A 19,030-nucleotide genomic window follows, 5' to 3' on the forward strand; every position below is an offset into this window, starting at 1 on the left:
CGCGCGTGCCCGCGTTTTTCTACACACCGTCACCGTACGGCCGATGAACTGAAGGGAGCCGGGATGAGACTGCTCCTCGTCGAGGACGACAACCACGTCGCCGCCGCTCTGTCCGCGGTCCTGGCCAGGCACGGCTTCGACGTGACGCACGCCCGCAGCGGCGAGGAGGCTCTCCAGGCGCTCGTTCCCGAGGGCGCCGGTTTCGGTGTCGTACTGCTCGACCTGGGCCTGCCCGACCAGGACGGCTACGAGGTGTGCGGCAAGATCCGCAAGCGCACCAGCATCCCGGTGATCATGGTCACCGCGCGCTCCGACGTCCGCTCCCGTATCCACGGCCTCAACCTGGGCGCCGACGACTACGTGGTGAAGCCGTACGACACCGGAGAACTGCTCGCCCGTATCCACGCCGTCAGCCGGCGCACCGTCCACGAGGACGCCGCGGCCGGCGGAGAGAGCGTGCTGAAGCTGGGCCCCATGCACATCGACCTGCCCACGCGACGGGTCAGTGTGGACGGTTCGGTTGTCCAACTGACCCGCAAGGAGTTCGACCTCCTCGCCCTGCTGGCCCAGCGCCCCGGGGTGGTTTTCCGGCGCGAGCAGATCATCAGCGAGGTATGGCGAACCAGCTGGGAGGGGACCGGGCGCACCTTGGAGGTGCATGTCGCGTCCCTGCGCGCCAAGCTGCGCATGCCGGCCCTGATCGAGACCGTGCGCGGCGTCGGCTACCGGCTCGTCGCCCCCACCCCGTAGCGGGCAAGGGTGCGCACTCGTCTCCTCCCGCTGCTCATCGTCCTGATGGCGGCCGTACTGCTCGCCCTCGGCTTCCCGCTCGCCGTCAGCGTGGCCGGAGCCCAGCAGCAGAAGGTGGTCGTCGACCGGATCGACGACACGGCACGCTTCGCCGCCCTCGCCCAGTTCGTCACCGACACGCCCAGCGGGCGGACCGGCACCACGGTCGTCGACGAACGCCAGGAGGTCCTCAAGCGCGAGCTGCTCAGCTACTACGAGGTCTACGGCATTCGTGCCGGTGTCTTCTACCGCAACGGCACCCCCATGGCCAGTGCGCCGACTAGTTGGGACCAGCCGGAAAAGGGCGAGGTACGTGATGCCTTCGGTGAGGCGCTGCTCAGCCGCCGCAGCCACGACCCGCGGCAGGTGTGGCCCTGGCAGCGCAACCGGCTGGTCGTCGCGTCCCCGGTGATCAGGGACGGTGACGTCGTCGCCGTCGTCGTCACCGACTCGCCCACCGGGCAGATGCGTTCGCGGATCCTGCACGGCTGGCTGATCATCGCCGCGGGCGAGAGCGCCGCGATGCTGCTGGCGGTCGGCGCGGCGCTCCGACTGACCGGCTGGGTGCTCCGGCCCGTACGGGTCCTGGACGCCACCACCCACGCCATTGCGAGCGGCAGCCTGAAGTCCCGGGTCGCGGCGGCGGGCGGGCCGCCGGAACTCCGCAGGCTGGCCCGGTCGTTCAACGAGATGGCGGACAACGTCGAGGGCGTCCTGGAGCAGCAGCGCGCCTTCGTCGCCGACGCCTCCCACCAGCTGCGCAACCCCCTCGCGGCGCTGCTGCTGCGTATCGAGCTCCTCGCCTTCGAGATGCCCGAGGGCAATCAGGAGATCGCCTCCGTACAGACCGAGGGCAAGCGGCTGGCCCAGGTCCTGGACGACCTGCTCGACCTCGCCCTGGCCGAGCACGCCGAGGCGGACCTCAGGCTCACCGACATCGGCGGGCTGGCCGCCGAGCGCGTCGCGGCCTGGTCGCCGACCGCCGAGGCCAAGGGTGTACGGCTGGTGGGGGACTGCCCGCCCACCACGGCCTGGGTCGACCCCGTCGCCCTGTCCAGCGCGCTGGACGCGGTGATCGACAACGCGGTGAAGTTCACGCCGAAGGACGAGCGGGTGGAGGTGACCGTCACGGCCAACGGCGACACCGCGACCGTCGTCGTCACCGACAACGGCCCCGGCCTCACCGACGAGGAGCTGGCCCGCATCGGCGACCGCTTCTGGCGCAGTGGCCGCCACCAGAACATCAAGGGCTCCGGCCTCGGCCTGTCCATCACGCGTGCGCTGCTGGCGGCGGCAGGCGGCTCGATCTCGTTCGGCCATCACGAGCCGCGGGGACTGACGGCGACGGTGACGGTGCCGAGGTCGGAGCCGGTGTCCTGAGCGGGCCCGGGGTAGTCCGCTGCGGTTCGGCAGCGCCCCGAACGGGCGCGGGGCTGTATCCATATGCGGCTCCGCCGCGTGGGCGCGACCAGCCACGACGGTGCCACAGGCGACCGACGGCACAGCGCGGCACCGCCCGGCGGAGCGCTTGGTGGCCCTCACACCCCACGGCTCGACCGACAGCCGGCCCTACGGCTTGACGGACCGGTAGTAGCGCCGCGCGCCCTCGTGCAGCGCCAGCGGGTCCGTGTAGATCGCGGTGCGTACGTCGACCAGCTGGGCCGAGTGGACGTGGTTCCCGATGCCATCGCGGCTGTTGATCACGGTACGGGTCAGCCAGTCGGTGAGCCGGGGATCCATGTCGGCCCGGGTGATCAGCAGGTTGGACACGGCCATCGTCGGCACGGCGTTGCCCTTCTGGATGCTGGGATAGGCCGACTCCGGCATCTCGGTGGCGCGGTAGTACCGGGTGGCACCGCCCTTGGCATGCACCTTGGCGACAAGATCGGCGTCGATCGGCACGAACCGGTAGGCCAGGCTGTCGGCAAGATTCAGCAGGCCCTCCGTCGGCAGCCCGCCTGACCAGAAGAACGCGTCGATCTCGCCCTTCTCGAGCCGGGCGGGCCCGGTGTCGATGCCGTCGGACAGCGGCGTGATGCCCTTCTCCGGGTCGATGCCGGCCGCCTCGAGCACCCGGTTGGAGATCAGCCGTACGCCCGAGTGAGCCGGCCCTATGGCCACCCGCTTGCCCCGCAGATCCGCCACCGAGTCGATGCCCGCGCCCGGCCGGACGACGAGCTGCACATAGTCGTCGTACAACCGCGCAACACCGCGCAGCCGGTCGGCGCCGGGCCTGCCGGCCAGCTCGTACGTCTCCACGGCGTCGGCCGCCGCGATCGTGAAGTCCGCCTTCCCGGTCGCCACGCGCGCGACGTTCTCCTGCGAGCCGTCGCTGGTCGTGAGCCGCACGTTCAGGTTCGGCATGTCCTTGTCCAACTCGGTGCGCAGCAGCTCGCCGTACTTCTGATAGACGCCCGCCGGCGTCCCGGTGCTGAACGTGATCGTCCCCCCGGGCGGATCCTCCCCGAGCGGCAGCAGCCACCACAGGAGCAGCCCGAACACGACAAACCCGGCAGCCGCGCCCTGCAGGGCCCGGCGCCTGCCGATACGGGGGAAGACCTGGGACATGCGGGCGATCCTGCCAGCACGAATGCGGTGCTGACCAGGGCCGGGGTCACAGGCCGGCGACGGCGCCGCCCCGAGGGACTGTCAGTGGCGGTGGCTGGAGTTCCCTGCATGAGCTCTTCGCCCGCCGACCTGGTCCGTGCCTTCCATCGCGCCGTCGGGCTGGACGTCCGCAGTAACCCGACCGAGGTGTCTGCCGAACTGGCGGCGCATCGGGGCGAGTTGCTCGCGGAGGAGGCCGCGGAGGTCGCCGAGGTCTCGGTCACCGGCCCGCTCGCGCACGAACTGGCGGACGTGGTCTACGTGGCGTACGGCACGGCGCTCGTCCATGGGATCGACCCCGACGCGGTGATCGCCGAGGTCCACCGCTCCAACATGAGCAAGCTGGGCCCCGAAGGCCGTGTCGCCCGCAGAGCGGACGGCAAGATCCTCAAGGGCGAGCACTACGAGGCGCCTGACGTGTCGGGGGTGCTGCGCCGCCAGGGCTGTCCGGCACCGTCTGACGGCCGGGGGCGCGCCGCTGTGCACGTCGGTGCTGCCCTACGGCGTGCCCCTCAGCACAGGTCACTGACGATGCCCCGCATGGACTGCCCCCTTGTAGCGGCCGCTGACAGCAACTCCCCGTCCATCCGCCCACCGGCGCCGCGCCGCCGCGGCCCCTACGAACCCCCGGCCCCGACGCCTCAGTGACCCTTCGCTGAGTCCATGGCGTCCGCCGAAGCGGTCACCCCCGGCGACTCCGTCGCCGTAGGCGGACTCTCCGGCGCGTCCCGGCGCTCGCCCCCACGGCCGCCCCACCACATAGCCACCGGTTCGGTGTAACGCGCGGTCAGCGGGCCGAGGACGACCAGGATCAGGACGTACGCCGTCGCCAGTGGGCCCAGGGACGGCTCGATGCCCGCGCTGACCGCCAGGCCGGCGATGACGATCGAGAACTCGCCGCGGGCCACCAGGGCGCCGCCCGCGCGCCAGCGGCCCTTGACGGAGATGCCGGCGCGCCGGGCTGCCCAGTAGCCGGTGGCGATCTTCGTCGCGGCGGTGACGACGGCGAGCGCGAGGGCGGGGAGCAGGACGGGCGGGATGCTGGCGGGGTCCGTATGCAGCCCGAAGAAGACGAAGAACACGGCGGCGAACAGGTCACGCAACGGACTCAGCAGGGTGTGCGCGCCCTCCGCGACCTCCCCGGACAGCGCGATGCCGACCAGGAACGCGCCCACGGCCGCGGAGACCTGGAGCTGCTGCGCCACGCCCGCGACCAGGATCGTCAGCCCGAGAACCACCAGCAGGAGCTTCTCCGGGTCGTCGCTCGACACGAACCGGGAGATCACCCGCCCGTACCGCACGGCCACGAACAGCACCAGCCCCGCCGCGCCCAGCGCGATCGCCAGCGTCACGCTGCCCGCCAGCAGTCCGGCCCCGGCCACCAGCGCCGTGACGATCGGCAGGTACACCGCCATCGCCAGGTCCTCCAGCACCAGCACGCTGAGGATCACCGGGGTCTCGCGGTTGCCGACCCGGCCCAGGTCGCCGAGCACCTTCGCGATCACCCCGGACGACGAGATCCAGGTGACGCCGGCCAGTACGACAGCGGCCACCGGCCCCCAGCCCAGCAGCAGTGCGGCCAGGGCACCCGGCACGGCGTTCAGGGCGCCATCGACCAGCCCCGCCGGGTAGTGGGACTTGAGGTTGGTGACCAGATCGCCGGCCGTGTACTCCAGGCCGAGCATCAACAGCAGCAGGATGACGCCGATCTCGGCACCGATGGCGATGAACTCCTCGCTCGCGCCCAGCGGCAGCAGCCCGCCCTCGCCGAAGGCGAGCCCGGCGAGCAGGTACAGCGGGATGGGCGAGAGCCGGAAGCGGGCGGCGAACCGGCCGAGCAGGCCGAGGCCGAGGATGATGGAACCGAACTCGATGAGCAGGACCGCGGAATGCACCCGTTCACTCCCGCCCGAGTATCGCCGCGGCCGCGTCGACGCCCTCGCGGGTGCCGACGACGATGAGCGTGTCACCGCCCACGAGCCGGAAGTCCGGTGCCGGGGACGGAATCGCCTCGGCCCGCCGCAGCACCGCCACCACGGACGCGCCCGTCTCGGTCCGTATCCGGGTGTCGCCCAGCACCCGCCCGTTCCAGCGTGAGGTGGCGACCACCTCGACCCGCTCGGCGACCAGCCCCAGGTCCGAGGTGTACAGCAGGCTCGCACTGTGGTGGGACGGCTTGAGCGCATCGATCAGCGAGCCCGCCTCGGCGCCGGTCAGCCGTAGCGACTGGGCGCAGGAGTCGGGGTCGTCGGCCCGGTACACGCTCACTGTGCGGGCGCCGTCGCGGTGTGCCACCACGGACAGATGGCGGTTCTCGCGCGTCATCAGGTCGTACTGGACCCCGATGCCCGGTAGCGGCGTGGCCCTCAGGCGTGGAGCGGACACGTTTCTTCTCTTTCTCTCGTCCCGGTGCCGGCCGGCTTGATCGGTTTCAGGCCGACGCGGCCATGCTGTCACTCCCGCATACGGTGGCGACATGGGTGCTGTGACGGATATACGTGGCCGCGGGCGATCGGCGAGTCTGGTACGGGCGCAGAAGTGCCGACTGATCGGACGGAGCGGAGCCGGGAACGTGTCGCTGTTCTGGCGGATCTTCTCGCTCAACGCCGCGGGCCTGATCGTGGCCGCCGCGCTGCTGTTGGGCCCGGTCACCGTCTCGACCCCCGTCCAGCCCGCGGAGGCGCTCGTCGTCGCCGCCGGACTTGCCGTGCTGCTGGCCGCCAATGCCGTCGTCCTGCGCGTCGGACTGGCCCCGCTCCAGCGGCTGGGCCGGGCCATGGCCACCGCCGACCTGCTGCGCCCGGGCGCCCGTGCGGTGGTCGCCGGTCCGGCGGAGACTGCCGAGCTCATCACGACGTACAACACGATGCTCGACCGTCTGGAGGCCGAGCGCGCCGCCGGTGCCGCCCGTGCGCTGTCCGCGCAGGAACGTGAACGCCACCGCATCGCCCGCGAGCTCCATGACGAGGTCGGCCAGACCCTGACCGCCGTCCTCCTCCAGCTCAAGCGCGTCGCCGACCGCGCCCCCGTTGACCTGCGCGCGGAGGTCGGCCAGGCCCAGGAGGCCACCCGCGCCGGCCTCGACGAGATCCGCCGCATAGCCCGCCGGCTGCGCCCGGGCGTCCTGGAGGAGCTGGGCCTGTCCAGCGCCCTGCGCTCGCTGGCGACGGAGTTCACCGCGCACGGTCTCGCGGTGCGCCACCGCATTCCCGGCGACCTGCCCGCGCTGCCCGAGGAGGCGGAACTCGTCGTCTACCGGGTCGCCCAGGAGGCCCTCACCAACACCGCCCGGCACGCCGGAGCCGATCGCGCCGAGATCCGGTTCCGGCGGATCGAGGACGGCGTCGAGCTCGTCGTGGGCGACAATGGCAAGGGCGTCGGTACGGCGGCGGAGGGCGCCGGGATCGGTGGCATGCGTGAGCGGGCGCTGCTGATCGGCGCGGAACTCGCCGTGCGGCCGGGGCCCGAGGGCCGGGGGACGGACGTACGCCTGTGCATACCGGCCGGAGGCCGCTGATGTCCGCATCGGAACACGGCATCCCCGCATCGGACGACCGCGTCCGCGTCCTGCTCGCCGACGACCACACGCTCGTACGCCGTGGTGTGCGGCTGATCCTCGACGGCGAGGACGACCTGACGGTCGTCGCGGAGGCCGGCGACGGCGCCGAGGCGGTCGCGCGGGCCCGTGACACCGAGGTGGATCTCGCCGTCCTGGACATCGCCATGCCCCGGATGACCGGCCTGCAGGCGGCCCGCGAACTCTCGCACCGGATGCCGGGGCTGCGGATCCTCATCCTCACGATGTACGACAGCGAGCAGTACTTCTTCGAGGCACTCAAGGCGGGGGCCAGCGGCTATGTCCTGAAGTCCGTCGCCGACCGAGACCTGGTCGAGGCGTGCCGGGCGGCGATGCGCGACGAGCCGTTCGTCTGTCCGGGCGCCGAGCGGGCCCTCGTTCGCTCCTACCTGGACCGCCTGCACCGGGGCGACGACCTGCCCGCGCGAGCCGTCACCGACCGCGAGGAGGAGATCCTGAAGCTGGTCGCCGAGGGGCACACCTCCAAGGAGATCGGCGAACTCCTCTTCATCAGCGCGAAGACGGTCGAACGGCACCGGGCCAATCTGCTGCAGAAGCTGGGCATGCGAGATCGCCTGGAGCTGACTCGGTATGCGATACGGGCAGGGCTCATCGAGCCGTGAGGCCCAGGTATGGACTAAGTCCGGGCGGCGCGTCATCATGCCGTGTTCACCGGCCGGGTGGGGTCGGCTCGGACGCCGGACGTGCTGTACCGCCGGAAGGTGAGCTGAGCAGCGGCAGCGGGTCGAAGGCGTGGTGCTGCCAGAGGAGGCGTGAGGTCTCCTCCGGGTAGCGGGTTACGGTCGGCCGGACGTCGTAGAGCTGCACCAGGCGCTGTTCCGTGTCGTACGCGGGCCAGCCCGGATCGCCTTCGACGGCGAACCGCGTCCACGCCGCGCGCATGCCTGCGGACAGCGCTTCTGCTTCGGGGGACGGGCCGTCGCCGAGCAGCACGGCGGGCCGGCCGCGGTCCAGGTTCCCGAAGACGAGCGGTACGTCGAGGCCGTGGCAGGCGCCGAGGACGCCGCCTATGCCCGGGGTGGGCCAGGTCAGCTCGTAGACGTACGCCCGGCCGTCGGCGGCGTGCTGCTCGTGGGCGAGGCGGAGGCTCGGCATGCGGAACAGCCAGTCCGAAAGGACCAGTTCGTGCAATGCGTCGGGGCCTGCGTCGGGGAAGCCGTCGCGGAAGCGGCGTGCGCCGTCCGGACCCGGGGCGAGGATGCGCAGCGCCCCCTCGGCCTGCTCCTCCGTGACCTGACCGAGCGTCCCGTCGAGCAGGCTGAGCAAACGCTGCTCTTCGCGCGCGTGCCCGACGAGGAGGTCGATGCCCCGGCCCGCGCCGTCGGCCAGTGCCTGCCAGGGCGTCATGGGCAGGACGTCACCGTCGACGACGGGCGCGTACATGATCGACCGGTACGCGGCCCGGCCCCACCGCTCGACCGACGCGGGCATCCGGGCGGTGACCGCGTCTCCGGCGGCGGCCAGCAACTGCGGGTCCACGGTGGACAGCTCGGCCACCGTGGGACGCAGGCCCAGCTCGGACGCGCATACGGTGGCGATGTCGGCGGCGAGTTCCGGCGAGAAGAACGTGCCCTGCACGCTCTGCGCGACCGCCCTCCGGAAGAGCCCGGCGGCACGCGGTATCGCCAGCAGCGCGGCGACGGAACCGGCGCCCGCCGACTGGCCGAAGACGGTGACGCGGTCGGGGTCGCCGCCGAAGCCCCGGATGTTGTCGCGCACCCACTCCAGGGCCGCGACCTGGTCGAGCAGGCCGCGGTTGGCAGGCGCCCCCTCGATCTGCGTGAAACCCTCCACGCCGACTCGGTAGTTGAAGGTCACCACGACGACGTCCTCGGCGAGACGAGCACCGTCGTACTCGGGAAGGCCGGACGTGCCGAACGTGTAGGCGCCGCCGTAGATCCACACCATCACCGCACGCCCCGCGCCGGGGTCAGGTTCGGGCGTCCAGACGTTGACCGTCAGCCAGTCGTCGCCCCGCGAGTCCGCCGCCGTCGCGTCCATGCCCTGCGGAGGCGGCGGCCCGAAGTCCAGGGCGGGCCGCACTCCGTCCCACCCGCGCACGGGCCGGGGTGCGGCGAATCGGAGGGCGCCGACCGGCGGTTCGGCGAAGGGAATGCCGCGGAAGACCGCCACATCGCCCTCCTGGATGCCGCGCAGCGTCCCGGCGGTCGTGCGTACCAGTACGGGCAGAGGTTCGGGTACGGGCTGAGGCTCGAGCGAGGCGAAGGCCATTTCCGGATCCTCCCGTCGTGCCACGCTGTGTGCCATTCATTTATGGCGGCCCAGGGCTGCGGCTCCCTGCCCTCAGTACTGGGGCCGAGGGTTCTGCCGGGACCGCCTACCCTTGAGGAATGACCAGCAGCAGCGACCGGAGCCAGGCAGTGGACGTGAAGACTTACGAAGTGCGCACCTACGGGTGCCAGATGAACGTCCACGACTCCGAGCGATTGTCCGGGCTGCTCGAAGAGGCCGGTTACGTGCGCGCCCCCGACGGCTCCGACGGCGACGCGGACGTCGTCGTCTTCAACACCTGCGCCGTCCGTGAGAACGCCGACAACAGGCTGTACGGCAACCTCGGCCGCCTCGCCCCGAGGAAGGCCTCGCGGCCCGGCATGCAGATCGCCGTCGGTGGCTGCCTGGCGCAGAAGGACCGCGACACGATCGTGAAGAAGGCGCCCTGGGTGGATGTCGTCTTCGGCACGCACAACATCGGCAAGCTTCCGGTCCTGCTGGAACGCGCGCGCGTGCAGGAAGAGGCGCAGGTCGAGATCGCCGAGTCGCTGGAGGCGTTCCCGTCGACGCTGCCGACCCGGCGCGAGAGCGCGTACGCGGCCTGGGTGTCGATCTCCGTCGGCTGCAACAACACCTGCACCTTCTGCATCGTCCCGGCCCTGCGCGGCAAGGAGAAGGACCGCCGGACCGGCGACATCCTCGCCGAGATCGAGGCCCTGGTCGCCGAGGGCGTCTGCGAGATCACGCTGCTCGGCCAGAACGTCAACGCGTACGGCTCCGACATCGGCGACCGCGAGGCCTTCAGCAAGCTGCTGCGGGCCTGCGGAAAGATCGAGGGCCTGGAGCGCGTCCGCTTCACCTCCCCGCACCCGCGCGACTTCACCGACGACGTCATCGCCGCCATGGCCGAGACGCCGAACGTGATGCCGCAGCTGCACATGCCGCTGCAGTCCGGCTCGGACACGGTCCTGAAGGCGATGCGCCGCTCCTACCGCCAGGAGCGCTACCTGGGGATCATCGAGAAGGTCCGCGCCGCCATCCCGCACGCCGCGATCACCACCGACATCATCGTGGGCTTCCCCGGCGAGACGGAGGAGGACTTCGAGCAGACGCTGCACGTCGTCCGCGAGGCCCGCTTCGCGCAAGCGTTTACGTTCCAGTACTCCAAGCGGCCCGGCACGCCCGCGGCGACCATGGACAACCAGATCCCCAAGCAGGTCGTCCAGGCGCGCTACGAGCGTCTCGTCGCCCTCCAGGAGGAGATCTCCTGGGCGGAGAACAAGAAGCAGGTCGGCCGCACCCTGGAGCTGATGGTCGCCGAGGGCGAGGGCCGCAAGGACGGCGCCACCCACCGCCTCTCCGGCCGCGCCCCCGACAACCGCCTGGTCCACTTCACCAAGCCCGACCAGGACGTCCGCCCCGGCGACGTCGTCACCGTCGAGATCACGTACGCCGCCCCGCACCACCTCCTCGCCGAGGGCGCCGTCCTCGACGTGCGCCCCACGCGCGCGGGCGATGCCTGGGAGAAGCGCAACGCCGCCGAGGCGGCCGAGCCGGCCGGCGTGATGCTCGGCCTGCCGAAGATCGGCGTCCCCGAGCCGCTGCCGGTGGCCACGGGCAGCGGCTGCGGCTGCGACTGACCTGAGGCGGCGGTCCGAGCGAGGGGCGCGGTCCTGAGTGAGCGCGCAGCCCGGTCACAGCTGTACGGGGTTAATCTGCCGACCATGCTTGTCGCCGCCGCCGTCTGCCCCTGCCCACCGCTCCTCGTGCCCGAGGTCGCCGCGGGCGCCGCGCCGGAGATGGACACCGCGCGCGCCGCGTGCACGAACGCGCTCGGCGTCCTCGCCGCCGCCCGGCCCGACCTGCTCATGGTGCTCGGGCCGGCGGAGCAGAGCGGGCGCGGAACGCACCCGGAGGGCACACGCGGCTCCTTCCACGGCTTCGGCGTGGATCTCGACGTACGGCTGGGCAGCGCCAAGGGCGACGACGACGCGGCCCCGGCAGAGTCGGAGCCCCGGCTTCCGGCCTCGCTCGCCGTGGCCGGATGGCTGCTGGAGCGCATCGGATGGTCGGGCGCCCCGATCGAGGGACTCGGTGTGGGGGAACCGCTGGCGGCCGAGCGGTGTATTGAAGTGGGAAGGGCGATCGCCGCGCGTGCCGAGCGGGTGGCGCTGCTGGTGATGGGCGACGCCAGCGCGTGCCGCACGCTGAAGGCCCCTGGCTATCTCGACGAGCGGGCGGCGCCCTTCGACGCGAAGGTCGCGCGTGCGCTCGGGTCGGCGGACGTGGCGGCGCTGAAGGCGCTCGACGTGGAGCTGGCGTATGAGCTGAAGGCATCGGGGCGTGCCCCCTGGCAGGTCCTTGCGGGAGCGGCCGAGGAGGCGCAGCTGCAGGGTGCGCTGCTGTACGAGGACGCGCCGTACGGCGTCGGGTACGTGGTCGCGACCTGGTCGTAGAGCCGCATCGGTACGGCAGGGGGGCATCGGCTCTGCGTGGGTGAAACGGCGGACGGCCGGGAGCTCATCCGCTCCGCGGCCGTCCGTCGGTGTGCCGTTCAGGAAGTCGGCGGCGGCGAGTCCGGCGGCGGCGTCGTGGGTGCGTCGCCCGTGCCGGTGTCGTCCTTGTGCGCGAGTCGGTCCATGGCTCCCTTGGCCTTGCCCGTACCCGACTGGATCTTGTCGCTGTACTTGCCCTTGGTCTTCTTGTCGACAGTCTCTGCGGCCTTGTCGAGGCCGTGCGTGATCTTGTCCCCGTGCTGCTGCGCGAGGCCCGAGACCTTGTCCTTGGCCGGGGCGAGTTTGGCCTTCATTTTGTCCAGGAGACCCATGGTCCACCTTCCCTCGCGGGAGCAGTTACGTGCGGGCGCCCTCGCCGGCCTCCCGGTCGGCAGCTTCCTCCGAGGACTGCTTGGGGATGTCGTGCTTGGGGACCTCGACACCCTCCGCGGCGGTGGCCTCGACGGTCTCCGCCGCCTCCTCCGTGGCCTCGGACGGCGCCTTCGGCTCCGCCGCCTCAGTGGCCTCCGTCACGTCCGCCGTGGTTTCGGCCGTCGGTGTGTCGGCCTGTGCCTCGGCGGTTGACGTCTCCTCCGCAGTCTTCGACCTTCGGAGAAGTCGTGCAAAAACGCCCATATCTACTCCATACGTTACTCGTGCGGGCGAATTCCCGCGTAGCCCGGTGCGCCCGTTTGTGCCGCCCCGGTCACCGCCTCTCGAAATCGGCGGCGAAAACCTCGCAACAGGGAACGACCCCGGGCCCGTGCCGTCACGTAACTCGTTCGAGGCGCCGGCCGGAGGTTTGCGAGACTGGGGCGGTGAGCAGTGCACCCCCCGCCCCCCGCGTCATCGCCGTCGTCGGACCCACCGCGGCCGGAAAGTCCGATCTGGGCGTCTTTCTGGCCCAGCGTCTCGGCGGCGAGGTCGTCAACGCCGACTCCATGCAGCTCTACCGAGGGATGGACATCGGCACCGCCAAGCTGACGCCCGAGGAACGCTCCGGAGTCCCGCACCACCTCCTGGACATCTGGGACGTGACCATCACGGCGTCCGTCGCCGAGTACCAGAGACTCGCGCGAGAACGGATCGACGCACTGCTCGCCGCCGGACGCTGGCCGATCCTGGTCGGCGGCTCCGGCCTGTACGTCCGCGGCGCCGTCGACAACCTGGAGTTCCCCGGCACGGACCCCGACGTCAGGGCCCGCCTGGAGGAGGAGCTCACGCTCCGCGGCTCCGGCGCGCTGCACGCCCGGCTGGCCGCCTCCGACCCCGAGGCCGCGTACGCGATCCTGCCCAGCAACGGCCGCCGTATCGTCCGGGCCCTCGAGGTGATCGAGATCACCGGCAGGCCCTTCACCGCCAACCTTCCCGGCCATGACTCGATCTACGACACCGTCCAGATCGGCGTGGACGTGACACGCCCCGAACTCGACGACCGCATCGCCCGCCGGGTCGATCGGATGTGGGAGGCGGGGCTCGTCGACGAGGTACGCGCGCTGGAGGCGCAAGGGTTGCGGGAGGGGCGTACGGCCTCGCGTGCGCTCGGCTACCAGCAGGTGCTCGCCGCGCTCGCGGGGGAGTGCACGGAGGAGGAGGCGCGCGCCGAGACCGTCCGTGCCACCAAGCGCTTCGCGCGCCGACAGGATTCATGGTTCAGACGCGATCCCCGGGTGCACTGGCTGAGTGGGGCGGCGGCGGATCTCACAGAACTTCCGCACCTCGCGCTGGCCTTGCTCGAACGACCGGTTACAGCCTGATCACGTCATGGCATCGGGACGCTCCGGCCACCATCCCGGCCTCCGGCGCCGTGCCATCATCGAGCTTCGATCGACCAAGTGGAGTCCGAGTTGGGAGGGCGCGTGGCGATGGAGGCCGGCCCTCGCGACACCGCACAAGACACCGAACCTCTCACCGCCGACAGCGGTGAGCAGGCACAGGACGGCGACCGTCTGAGCCCGGACGGGCCCGACGAGGACGGTGTGACCGACGACGGCCCGGAGCCCGACGAGATGTTCGCCGGCGGCCCGGAGGTCGAGGTCGAGCTGCGGCCGCAGCGCCGCCTGCGCATCTGGCAGCTCGCCCCCATCGTCGCCCTCGCCGCGGTCGGCTCCCTGATGTTCGCCTTCCCCTTGGCCTTCGACTTCGGCGACAGCGGCGCCGTGATCGCCATGCTGGGGCTGCTGATCTGCTCCTGCGCGGCCGGCTGGGGCATGATGGCCGCCCGCCGCGTCGGCTACACCTGGCCCGGCCTGCCTCAGCGTGGCTCGGGCCGCCGCCCGGACTGGCGGGTCGTGATCGCGTACGTCGTGGTGGTCGCGGCCGTTGTGGTGCTGGCCGTCTGGCGAGTGGCCCGGCTGCGCTGAGCCCGGTGTCGTACCCACCCCTTACGATCGAGGAATGAGCACGCGGATCGCCTTCCTCAAGGGGCACGGCACGGAGAACGACTTCGTGATCGTCCCGGACCCCGAGAACGCCATCGACCTGTCCCCGGCCGCCGTCGCCGCCCTGTGCGACCGCCGCGCGGGCATCGGCGGCGACGGGCTGCTGCATGTCGTACGGTCCGCCGCGCACCCCGAGGCCAAGGACATGGCGGCCGAGGCGGAGTGGTTCATGGACTACCGCAACGGCGACGGCTCGATCGCCGAGATGTGCGGCAACGGAGTGCGGGTGTTCGCGCGCTACCTCCAGCGTGCCGGACATGTCGCCGAAGGTGACCTCGTCGTCGCCACGCGCGGGGGCGTGAAGACCGTGCACATCGCGAAGGACGGTGCCGTCACGGTCGGCATGGGCAAGGCGCGTCTGCCCGAAGGGGACGTCACCGTGAGTGTCGGCGAGCGCAGCTGGCCCGCGCGGAACGTGAACATGGGCAACCCCCACGCGGTCGCCTTCGTGGAGGATCTCGCGCACGCGGGCGACCTGTTCACCCCGCCGCCCTTCAGCCCGGCGTCCGCCTACCCGGACGGGGTGAACGTCGAGTTCGTGGTCGACCGCGGCCCGGCCCACGTCGCGCTGCGCGTGCACGAGCGCGGCGCCGGCGAGACCCGCTCGTGCGGCACGGGCGCGTGTGCCGTCGCCGTGGCCGCCGCCCGCAGAGACGGCGCCGACCCCGCGGTCACCGGCACCCCGGCGACATACACCGTCGATGTCCCCGGCGGGACCCTGGTGATCACCGAGCGGCCCGACGGCGAGATCGAGATGACCGGACCCGCGGTGATCGTGGCCGAGGGAGAGATCGACGCGGAATGGCTGGAAAACGCGGTTCGGTGACCGTCCGTAGCGCAGCCCTCGATGCCGGAAGTCCTGGTTTCAGGGGCTCGTGAGGTCTGGAACTGCCGTCGGCCGCAGGTCACATGGCGCGAAATCGCAAACGTCCAGACCATCGCTCGAATGGGTGATCCGTTTCACGCTCGGCGAGAGGCGGTCAGTCACGCGTGATGGGCTCGGTAGCATCAAGCACCGGCCCGGACGGGGGAACGAAGCCATACCCTGAGTCGCCGTCCGCCATGGGGCAACCCCGTCCGCCGGTCCACGCAGCCGGAGGTGCCCATGAGTGCGGAGGCAACGAACCCTGCCGCAGGTCCCGTAGCCCCCACCGGGCCTCGTAGGAGGTCGCTCCCCAGGATCGACCTGCGCCGCCTGGGCCGCGCCGCGCTGCTCGGCCCCACCGCCCGTGACCGGCTGCCCGACGCCATCGGCCATGTCGTAGAGGCCCACCGCGCGCACTACCCCGACGCCGACATCGAACCCCTGCGCCGCGCCTATGTGCTGGCCGAGTCCTCGCACCGCGGGCAGATGCGCAAGAGCGGCGAGCCGTACATCACACACCCGCTCGCCGTGACCCTGATCCTCGCCGAACTCGGCGCCGAGACCACGACCTTGACGGCCTCTCTGCTCCACGACACCGTCGAGGACACCGAGGTGACCCTCGATCAGGTCGGGGAGCAGTTCGGCGCCGAGGTCCGCTATCTCGTCGACGGCGTCACGAAGTTGGAGAAGGTCGACTACGGCGCCGCAGCCGAACCCGAGACCTTCCGCAAGATGCTCGTCGCCACCGGCAGCGACGTCCGCGTGATGTCGATCAAACTCGCCGACCGGCTGCACAACATGCGCACCCTCGGCGTGATGCGCCCCGAGAAACAGGCACGCATCGCCAAGGTGACCCGGGACGTGCTCATCCCGCTCGCCGAACGCCTCGGCGTCCAGGCCCTGAAGACCGAACTGGAAGACCTCGTCTTCGCGATCCTGCACCCCGAGGAGTACGACCGCACACGCGCGTTGATCGCCGACAACGCGGCGCTGCCCGACGACCCGCTCGCCGAGATCGCCGAAGAGGTGCGCACCGTCCTGCGCGACGCCGGCATCCAGGCCGAAGTCCTCATCCGGCCCCGGCACTTCGTCTCCGTGCACCGCGTGGCCCGCAAGCGGGGGCGCCTCAGGGGCTGTGACTTCGGCCGGCTGCTGGTGCTGGTGGGCGAGGATGCGGACTGCTACGGCGTGCTGGGCGAGCTGCACACCTGTATGACGCCCGTCGTCTCGGAGTTCAAGGACTTCATCGCCGTCCCCAAGTTCAACCTCTACCAGTCGCTGCACACCGCCGTCGCCCGGGAGGACGGCCAGGTCGCCGAAGTCCTCATCCGTACGCACCAGATGCACAAGGTCGCCGAGGCCGGCGTCGTCGCGCTCGGCAACCCCTACGCCCCCGCCCCCGAGGACCCGGCCGACGGCGAGCGCGTCGACCCCACCCGGCCCGGCTGGCTCTCCCGCCTGCTCGACTGGCAGGAGGGCGCTCCCGACCCCGACACCTTCTGGTCCACCCTGCGCGAGGACCTCGCCCAGGACCGCGAGATCGCCGTCTTCCGGCCCGACGGCGGCACGCTCGGTCTGCCCGACGGCGCGACCTGCGTGGACGCCGCGTACGCGCAGTACGGCGAGGACGCGCACGCCTGCATGGGCGCCCGCGTCAACGGCCGCCTGGCGACGCTGAGCACGGTCCTGCGGGACGGCGACACCGTCCAGCTCCTCATGGGTCAGGACCCGGCCTCCGAGCCTTCCAGAGAGTGGCTGGAGCACGCGCACACACCGGCGGCCAGGATCGCGATCCAACGGTGGCTCGCGACCCACCCTTCGCAGGAGGCCGAAGTCGAGGCCGAGCGCGGTCCCGAGGCGCCCTCCGCGGCCCCGCGGCCCGCCGCCGACGTCCCCGCCACCCGGCCCGGCGCCGCGAACGCGGTCGTCGACCAGCCCGGCGCGACCGTACGGCTCGCGGGCTGCTGCACGCCCGTACCGCCCGACGACGTCACCGGATTCTCGGTCCGCGGGGGAGCGGTGACCGTGCACCGCGTCGAGTGCGCCGCGGTGGCGCGCATGAAGAGCTCGGGGCGCGCGGAGGTCGGCGTGCGCTGGGGCGACACCACCGAGTGCCGGGTCACTCTGGTCGCCGAATCGTTCGGCCGCCCTCATCTCCTGGCCGACCTCACGGAAGCCATCGCCCTGGAGGGCGCGGAAATCGTGTCGGCGACCGTCGAACCCCCGAGCCAGCAACGCGTCCGCCACACCTACACCCTCCAACTCCCGGACGCCGCCCACCTCCCCGCCCTCATGCGGGCCATGCGGAACGTGCCAGGGGTGTACGACGTGGGACGGGTCCAGACACCGGGAGCGTAAGGGGCGGGACGACGGCCCACGCGCGCGTGCCGCACCGTACGACGTCCTTCAGCACCCCATTCGAGTGGGCCGGACGCGCGTCGTCACCGTGCTCCGGGTGAGCCCTGGTAGCCGTGGTCCATGCTGCTCACCCTCCGCACCCCCCGACGGCTGAAGGCGGCCCTGCTCGCCTCTGCCGTGTCCGTCTGCCTCGTCGCGGCAAGTGCCCCGCCGACCCCCCTCGGCGTCGGCGACCGCCTCTTCCCGCACCTGGGCAACCCCGGATACGACGTGGCGTCGTACGACCTCTCGTTCACCTATCCCGGCACCAACAGCAAGCCCCTCCAGGCGGTCACGACGATCAGCGCCTGGACGACCACCGCACTGGACCGCGTCAACCTCGACTTCGCGCACAGCAAGGTCAAGTCGGTCGAGGTCAACGGCGAAAAGGCGACCTTCTCCAGCGCGGAGGAGGACCTGGTTGTCACCCCGGCGAAACCGCTGCCCGCCGGCAGTTGGATGCGGATCACTGTGCGGCACACCAGCGATCCCCGACCGGCGGCCGGGGGCCGGGACGGAGGCTGGGTGCGGACCGCCGACGGGCTCGTCATGGCCAACCAGGCCGACGTCGCCCATCTGGTGTTCCCGTGCAACGACCACCCCTCGGACAAGGCGATGTTCACCTTCCGGGTCACCGCACCCGACGGCCACACCGCCGTCGCCAACGGGATGCCGGCCGGCGTCGACCGCGCGCGCGGGAAGACGACATGGACGTACCGGACCCGGCACCCCATGGCCACCGAACTCGCGCAGGTCTCCATCGGCCGCTCCACGGTGCTGCACCGCACCGGGCCGCACGGCATGCGGATCCGGGACGTCGTCCCCACCAAGGACCGCAAGCTGTTCGAGCCGTGGCTGAAGAAGACCCCTGCTCAGATGAAGTGGATGGAGGGCAAGGTCGGGCCGTACCCCTTCGAGACCTACGGCCTGCTCATCGCGGAGGCGGACACCGGGTTCGAACTCGAGACGCAGACCCTCTCTCTCTTCGAGAGAGACCTGTTCACCGAGTCCGGCTTCCCCGAGTGGTTCGTCGACTCGATCATGGTCCATGAGCTGGCCCACCAGTGGTTCGGCAACAGCATCGGCCCCCGCACCTGGTCCGATCTGTGGCTCAACGAGGGGCATGCCACCTGGTACGAGGCCCTGTACGCGGAGGAGAAGGCGGACAAGAAGGTTCAGACCCGGATGAAGGCTGCGTACCGCTCCTCCGATGGCTGGCGTGCCGCCGGCGGACCACCGGCCGCACCCAAGGTGCCCGAGCCAGGCCAGAAGATCGGCATCTTCCGCCCGAACGTCTACGACGGCGCCGCGCTCGTCCTGTACGCGCTGCGCGAGAAGATCGGCCGCCCGGCGTTCGAGCGCCTGGAGCGGACCTGGGTGCAGCAGCACCGGGACGGATCGGCGACCACGGCCCAGTTCGTGCAGCTCGCCTCCGAGGTGTCCGGACGTGACCTCGGCGGGTTCTTCCAGGACTGGCTGTACGGCACGAAGACCCCGCCGATGCCAGGTCACCCGGACTGGAAGTCGGAAGCGCCCGGCGCCTAGCGCCTGACCCGTGGCGCCCGACGAATAACCGAGTGACGAGACGCCCCGTGCCGTGCGACCA

General features: G+C 71.4%; 17 protein-coding genes and 1 pseudogene. 12 read left to right on the forward strand and 6 right to left on the reverse strand.

Annotated features, from left to right (window positions below; all coding sequences use genetic code 11):
- Window positions 1-63: 63 nt before the first annotated feature.
- Together QQY66_RS37270 and QQY66_RS37275 are read left to right on the forward strand one after the other, a co-directional pair.
- Complete coding sequence (locus QQY66_RS37270) at window positions 64-750, forward strand: response regulator transcription factor (RefSeq protein WP_301984748.1); 687 nt, start codon at window positions 64-66, stop codon at window positions 748-750.
- 9 nt (window positions 751-759) lie between these two features.
- On the forward strand, window positions 760-2,169 hold the full coding sequence (locus tag QQY66_RS37275; protein WP_301984749.1) for a HAMP domain-containing sensor histidine kinase: 1,410 nt from the start codon (window positions 760-762) through the stop codon (window positions 2,167-2,169).
- 189 nt (window positions 2,170-2,358) lie between these two features.
- Here QQY66_RS37275 and QQY66_RS37280 read toward each other — a convergent pair whose 3' ends face one another.
- Complete coding sequence (locus QQY66_RS37280; RefSeq protein ID WP_301984750.1) at window positions 2,359-3,357, reverse strand: TAXI family TRAP transporter solute-binding subunit; 999 nt, start codon at window positions 3,355-3,357, stop codon at window positions 2,359-2,361.
- A gap of 108 nt (window positions 3,358-3,465) precedes the next feature.
- Between QQY66_RS37280 and QQY66_RS37285 the strand changes: the two are divergent.
- Window positions 3,466-3,840: pseudogene (locus QQY66_RS37285) on the forward strand (hypothetical protein); the annotation flags it as partial.
- A 197-nt stretch (window positions 3,841-4,037) separates the two neighbouring features.
- Here QQY66_RS37285 and QQY66_RS37290 read toward each other — a convergent pair.
- Window positions 4,038-5,291 carry a cation:proton antiporter gene (locus QQY66_RS37290; protein WP_301984751.1) on the reverse strand — a complete coding sequence of 418 codons (1,254 nt, stop codon included), beginning with the start codon at window positions 5,289-5,291 and terminating at the stop codon, window positions 4,038-4,040.
- A gap of 4 nt (window positions 5,292-5,295) precedes the next feature.
- On the reverse strand, window positions 5,296-5,781 hold the full coding sequence (locus QQY66_RS37295) for a cation:proton antiporter regulatory subunit (protein ID WP_301984752.1): 486 nt from the start codon (window positions 5,779-5,781) through the stop codon (window positions 5,296-5,298).
- A gap of 187 nt (window positions 5,782-5,968) precedes the next feature.
- Between QQY66_RS37295 and QQY66_RS37300 the strand changes: the two genes are divergently transcribed.
- Both QQY66_RS37300 and QQY66_RS37305 read left to right on the forward strand, forming a co-directional pair.
- Window positions 5,969-6,913: a sensor histidine kinase gene (locus tag QQY66_RS37300; protein WP_301984753.1), complete on the forward strand. Its 945-nt coding sequence runs from the start codon at window positions 5,969-5,971 to the stop codon at window positions 6,911-6,913.
- The gene (locus QQY66_RS37305) at window positions 6,913-7,596 is read left to right on the forward strand and encodes a response regulator transcription factor (protein ID WP_301984754.1); all 684 of its coding nucleotides are present in this window, start codon (window positions 6,913-6,915) and stop codon (window positions 7,594-7,596) included. The genes QQY66_RS37300 and QQY66_RS37305 overlap by 1 nt, the downstream gene beginning before the upstream one ends.
- A gap of 46 nt (window positions 7,597-7,642) precedes the next feature.
- Here the strand turns inward: QQY66_RS37305 and QQY66_RS37310 are convergent, their stop codons facing one another.
- Complete coding sequence (locus QQY66_RS37310) at window positions 7,643-9,226, reverse strand: carboxylesterase/lipase family protein (protein ID WP_301984755.1); 1,584 nt, start codon at window positions 9,224-9,226, stop codon at window positions 7,643-7,645.
- A 119-nt stretch (window positions 9,227-9,345) separates the two neighbouring features.
- Between QQY66_RS37310 and miaB the strand changes: the two genes are divergently transcribed.
- Window positions 9,346-10,866 carry a tRNA (N6-isopentenyl adenosine(37)-C2)-methylthiotransferase MiaB gene (miaB, locus tag QQY66_RS37315; protein WP_301984756.1) on the forward strand — a complete coding sequence of 507 codons (1,521 nt, stop codon included), beginning with the start codon at window positions 9,346-9,348 and terminating at the stop codon, window positions 10,864-10,866.
- Window positions 10,867-10,950: 84 nt separating this feature from the next.
- A complete protein-coding gene (locus QQY66_RS37320; protein ID WP_301984757.1) occupies window positions 10,951-11,682 on the forward strand; it encodes a class III extradiol dioxygenase subunit B-like domain-containing protein in 732 nt (243 codons plus the stop codon).
- Window positions 11,683-11,780: 98 nt separating this feature from the next.
- Here QQY66_RS37320 and QQY66_RS37325 read toward each other — a convergent pair whose 3' ends face one another.
- Window positions 11,781-12,053: an antitoxin gene (locus QQY66_RS37325; RefSeq protein ID WP_301984758.1), complete on the reverse strand. Its 273-nt coding sequence runs from the start codon at window positions 12,051-12,053 to the stop codon at window positions 11,781-11,783.
- Between the two features lie 25 nt (window positions 12,054-12,078).
- Window positions 12,079-12,255, reverse strand: a complete 177-nt coding sequence (locus QQY66_RS50560) for a gliding motility protein (protein WP_367667025.1) — start codon at window positions 12,253-12,255, stop codon at window positions 12,079-12,081.
- 284 nt (window positions 12,256-12,539) lie between these two features.
- Here QQY66_RS50560 and miaA point away from each other — a divergent pair, with 284 nt between their 5' ends.
- From miaA to QQY66_RS37355, 5 genes are all read left to right on the forward strand, one after another.
- Window positions 12,540-13,478, forward strand: coding sequence for a tRNA (adenosine(37)-N6)-dimethylallyltransferase MiaA (miaA, locus tag QQY66_RS37335; RefSeq protein WP_301984760.1), 939 nt, complete (start codon window positions 12,540-12,542; stop codon window positions 13,476-13,478).
- A 108-nt stretch (window positions 13,479-13,586) separates the two neighbouring features.
- Window positions 13,587-14,084, forward strand: a complete 498-nt coding sequence (locus QQY66_RS37340; RefSeq protein WP_301987624.1) for a hypothetical protein — start codon at window positions 13,587-13,589, stop codon at window positions 14,082-14,084.
- Window positions 14,085-14,118: 34 nt separating this feature from the next.
- Window positions 14,119-14,988: a diaminopimelate epimerase gene (gene dapF / locus QQY66_RS37345; protein ID WP_301984761.1), complete on the forward strand. Its 870-nt coding sequence runs from the start codon at window positions 14,119-14,121 to the stop codon at window positions 14,986-14,988.
- Window positions 14,989-15,267: 279 nt separating this feature from the next.
- A complete protein-coding gene (locus tag QQY66_RS37350) occupies window positions 15,268-17,385 on the forward strand; it encodes a bifunctional (p)ppGpp synthetase/guanosine-3',5'-bis(diphosphate) 3'-pyrophosphohydrolase (RefSeq protein WP_301984762.1) in 2,118 nt (705 codons plus the stop codon).
- 120 nt (window positions 17,386-17,505) lie between these two features.
- Window positions 17,506-18,969 (forward strand): M1 family metallopeptidase, encoded by a 1,464-nt coding sequence (locus QQY66_RS37355; RefSeq protein ID WP_301984763.1) that lies wholly within the window; start codon window positions 17,506-17,508, stop codon window positions 18,967-18,969.
- Window positions 18,970-19,030: the final 61 nt, after the last annotated feature.

It is taken from the genome of Streptomyces sp. DG2A-72, assembly GCF_030499575.1.
Lineage (GTDB): Bacteria > Actinomycetota > Actinomycetes > Streptomycetales > Streptomycetaceae > Streptomyces.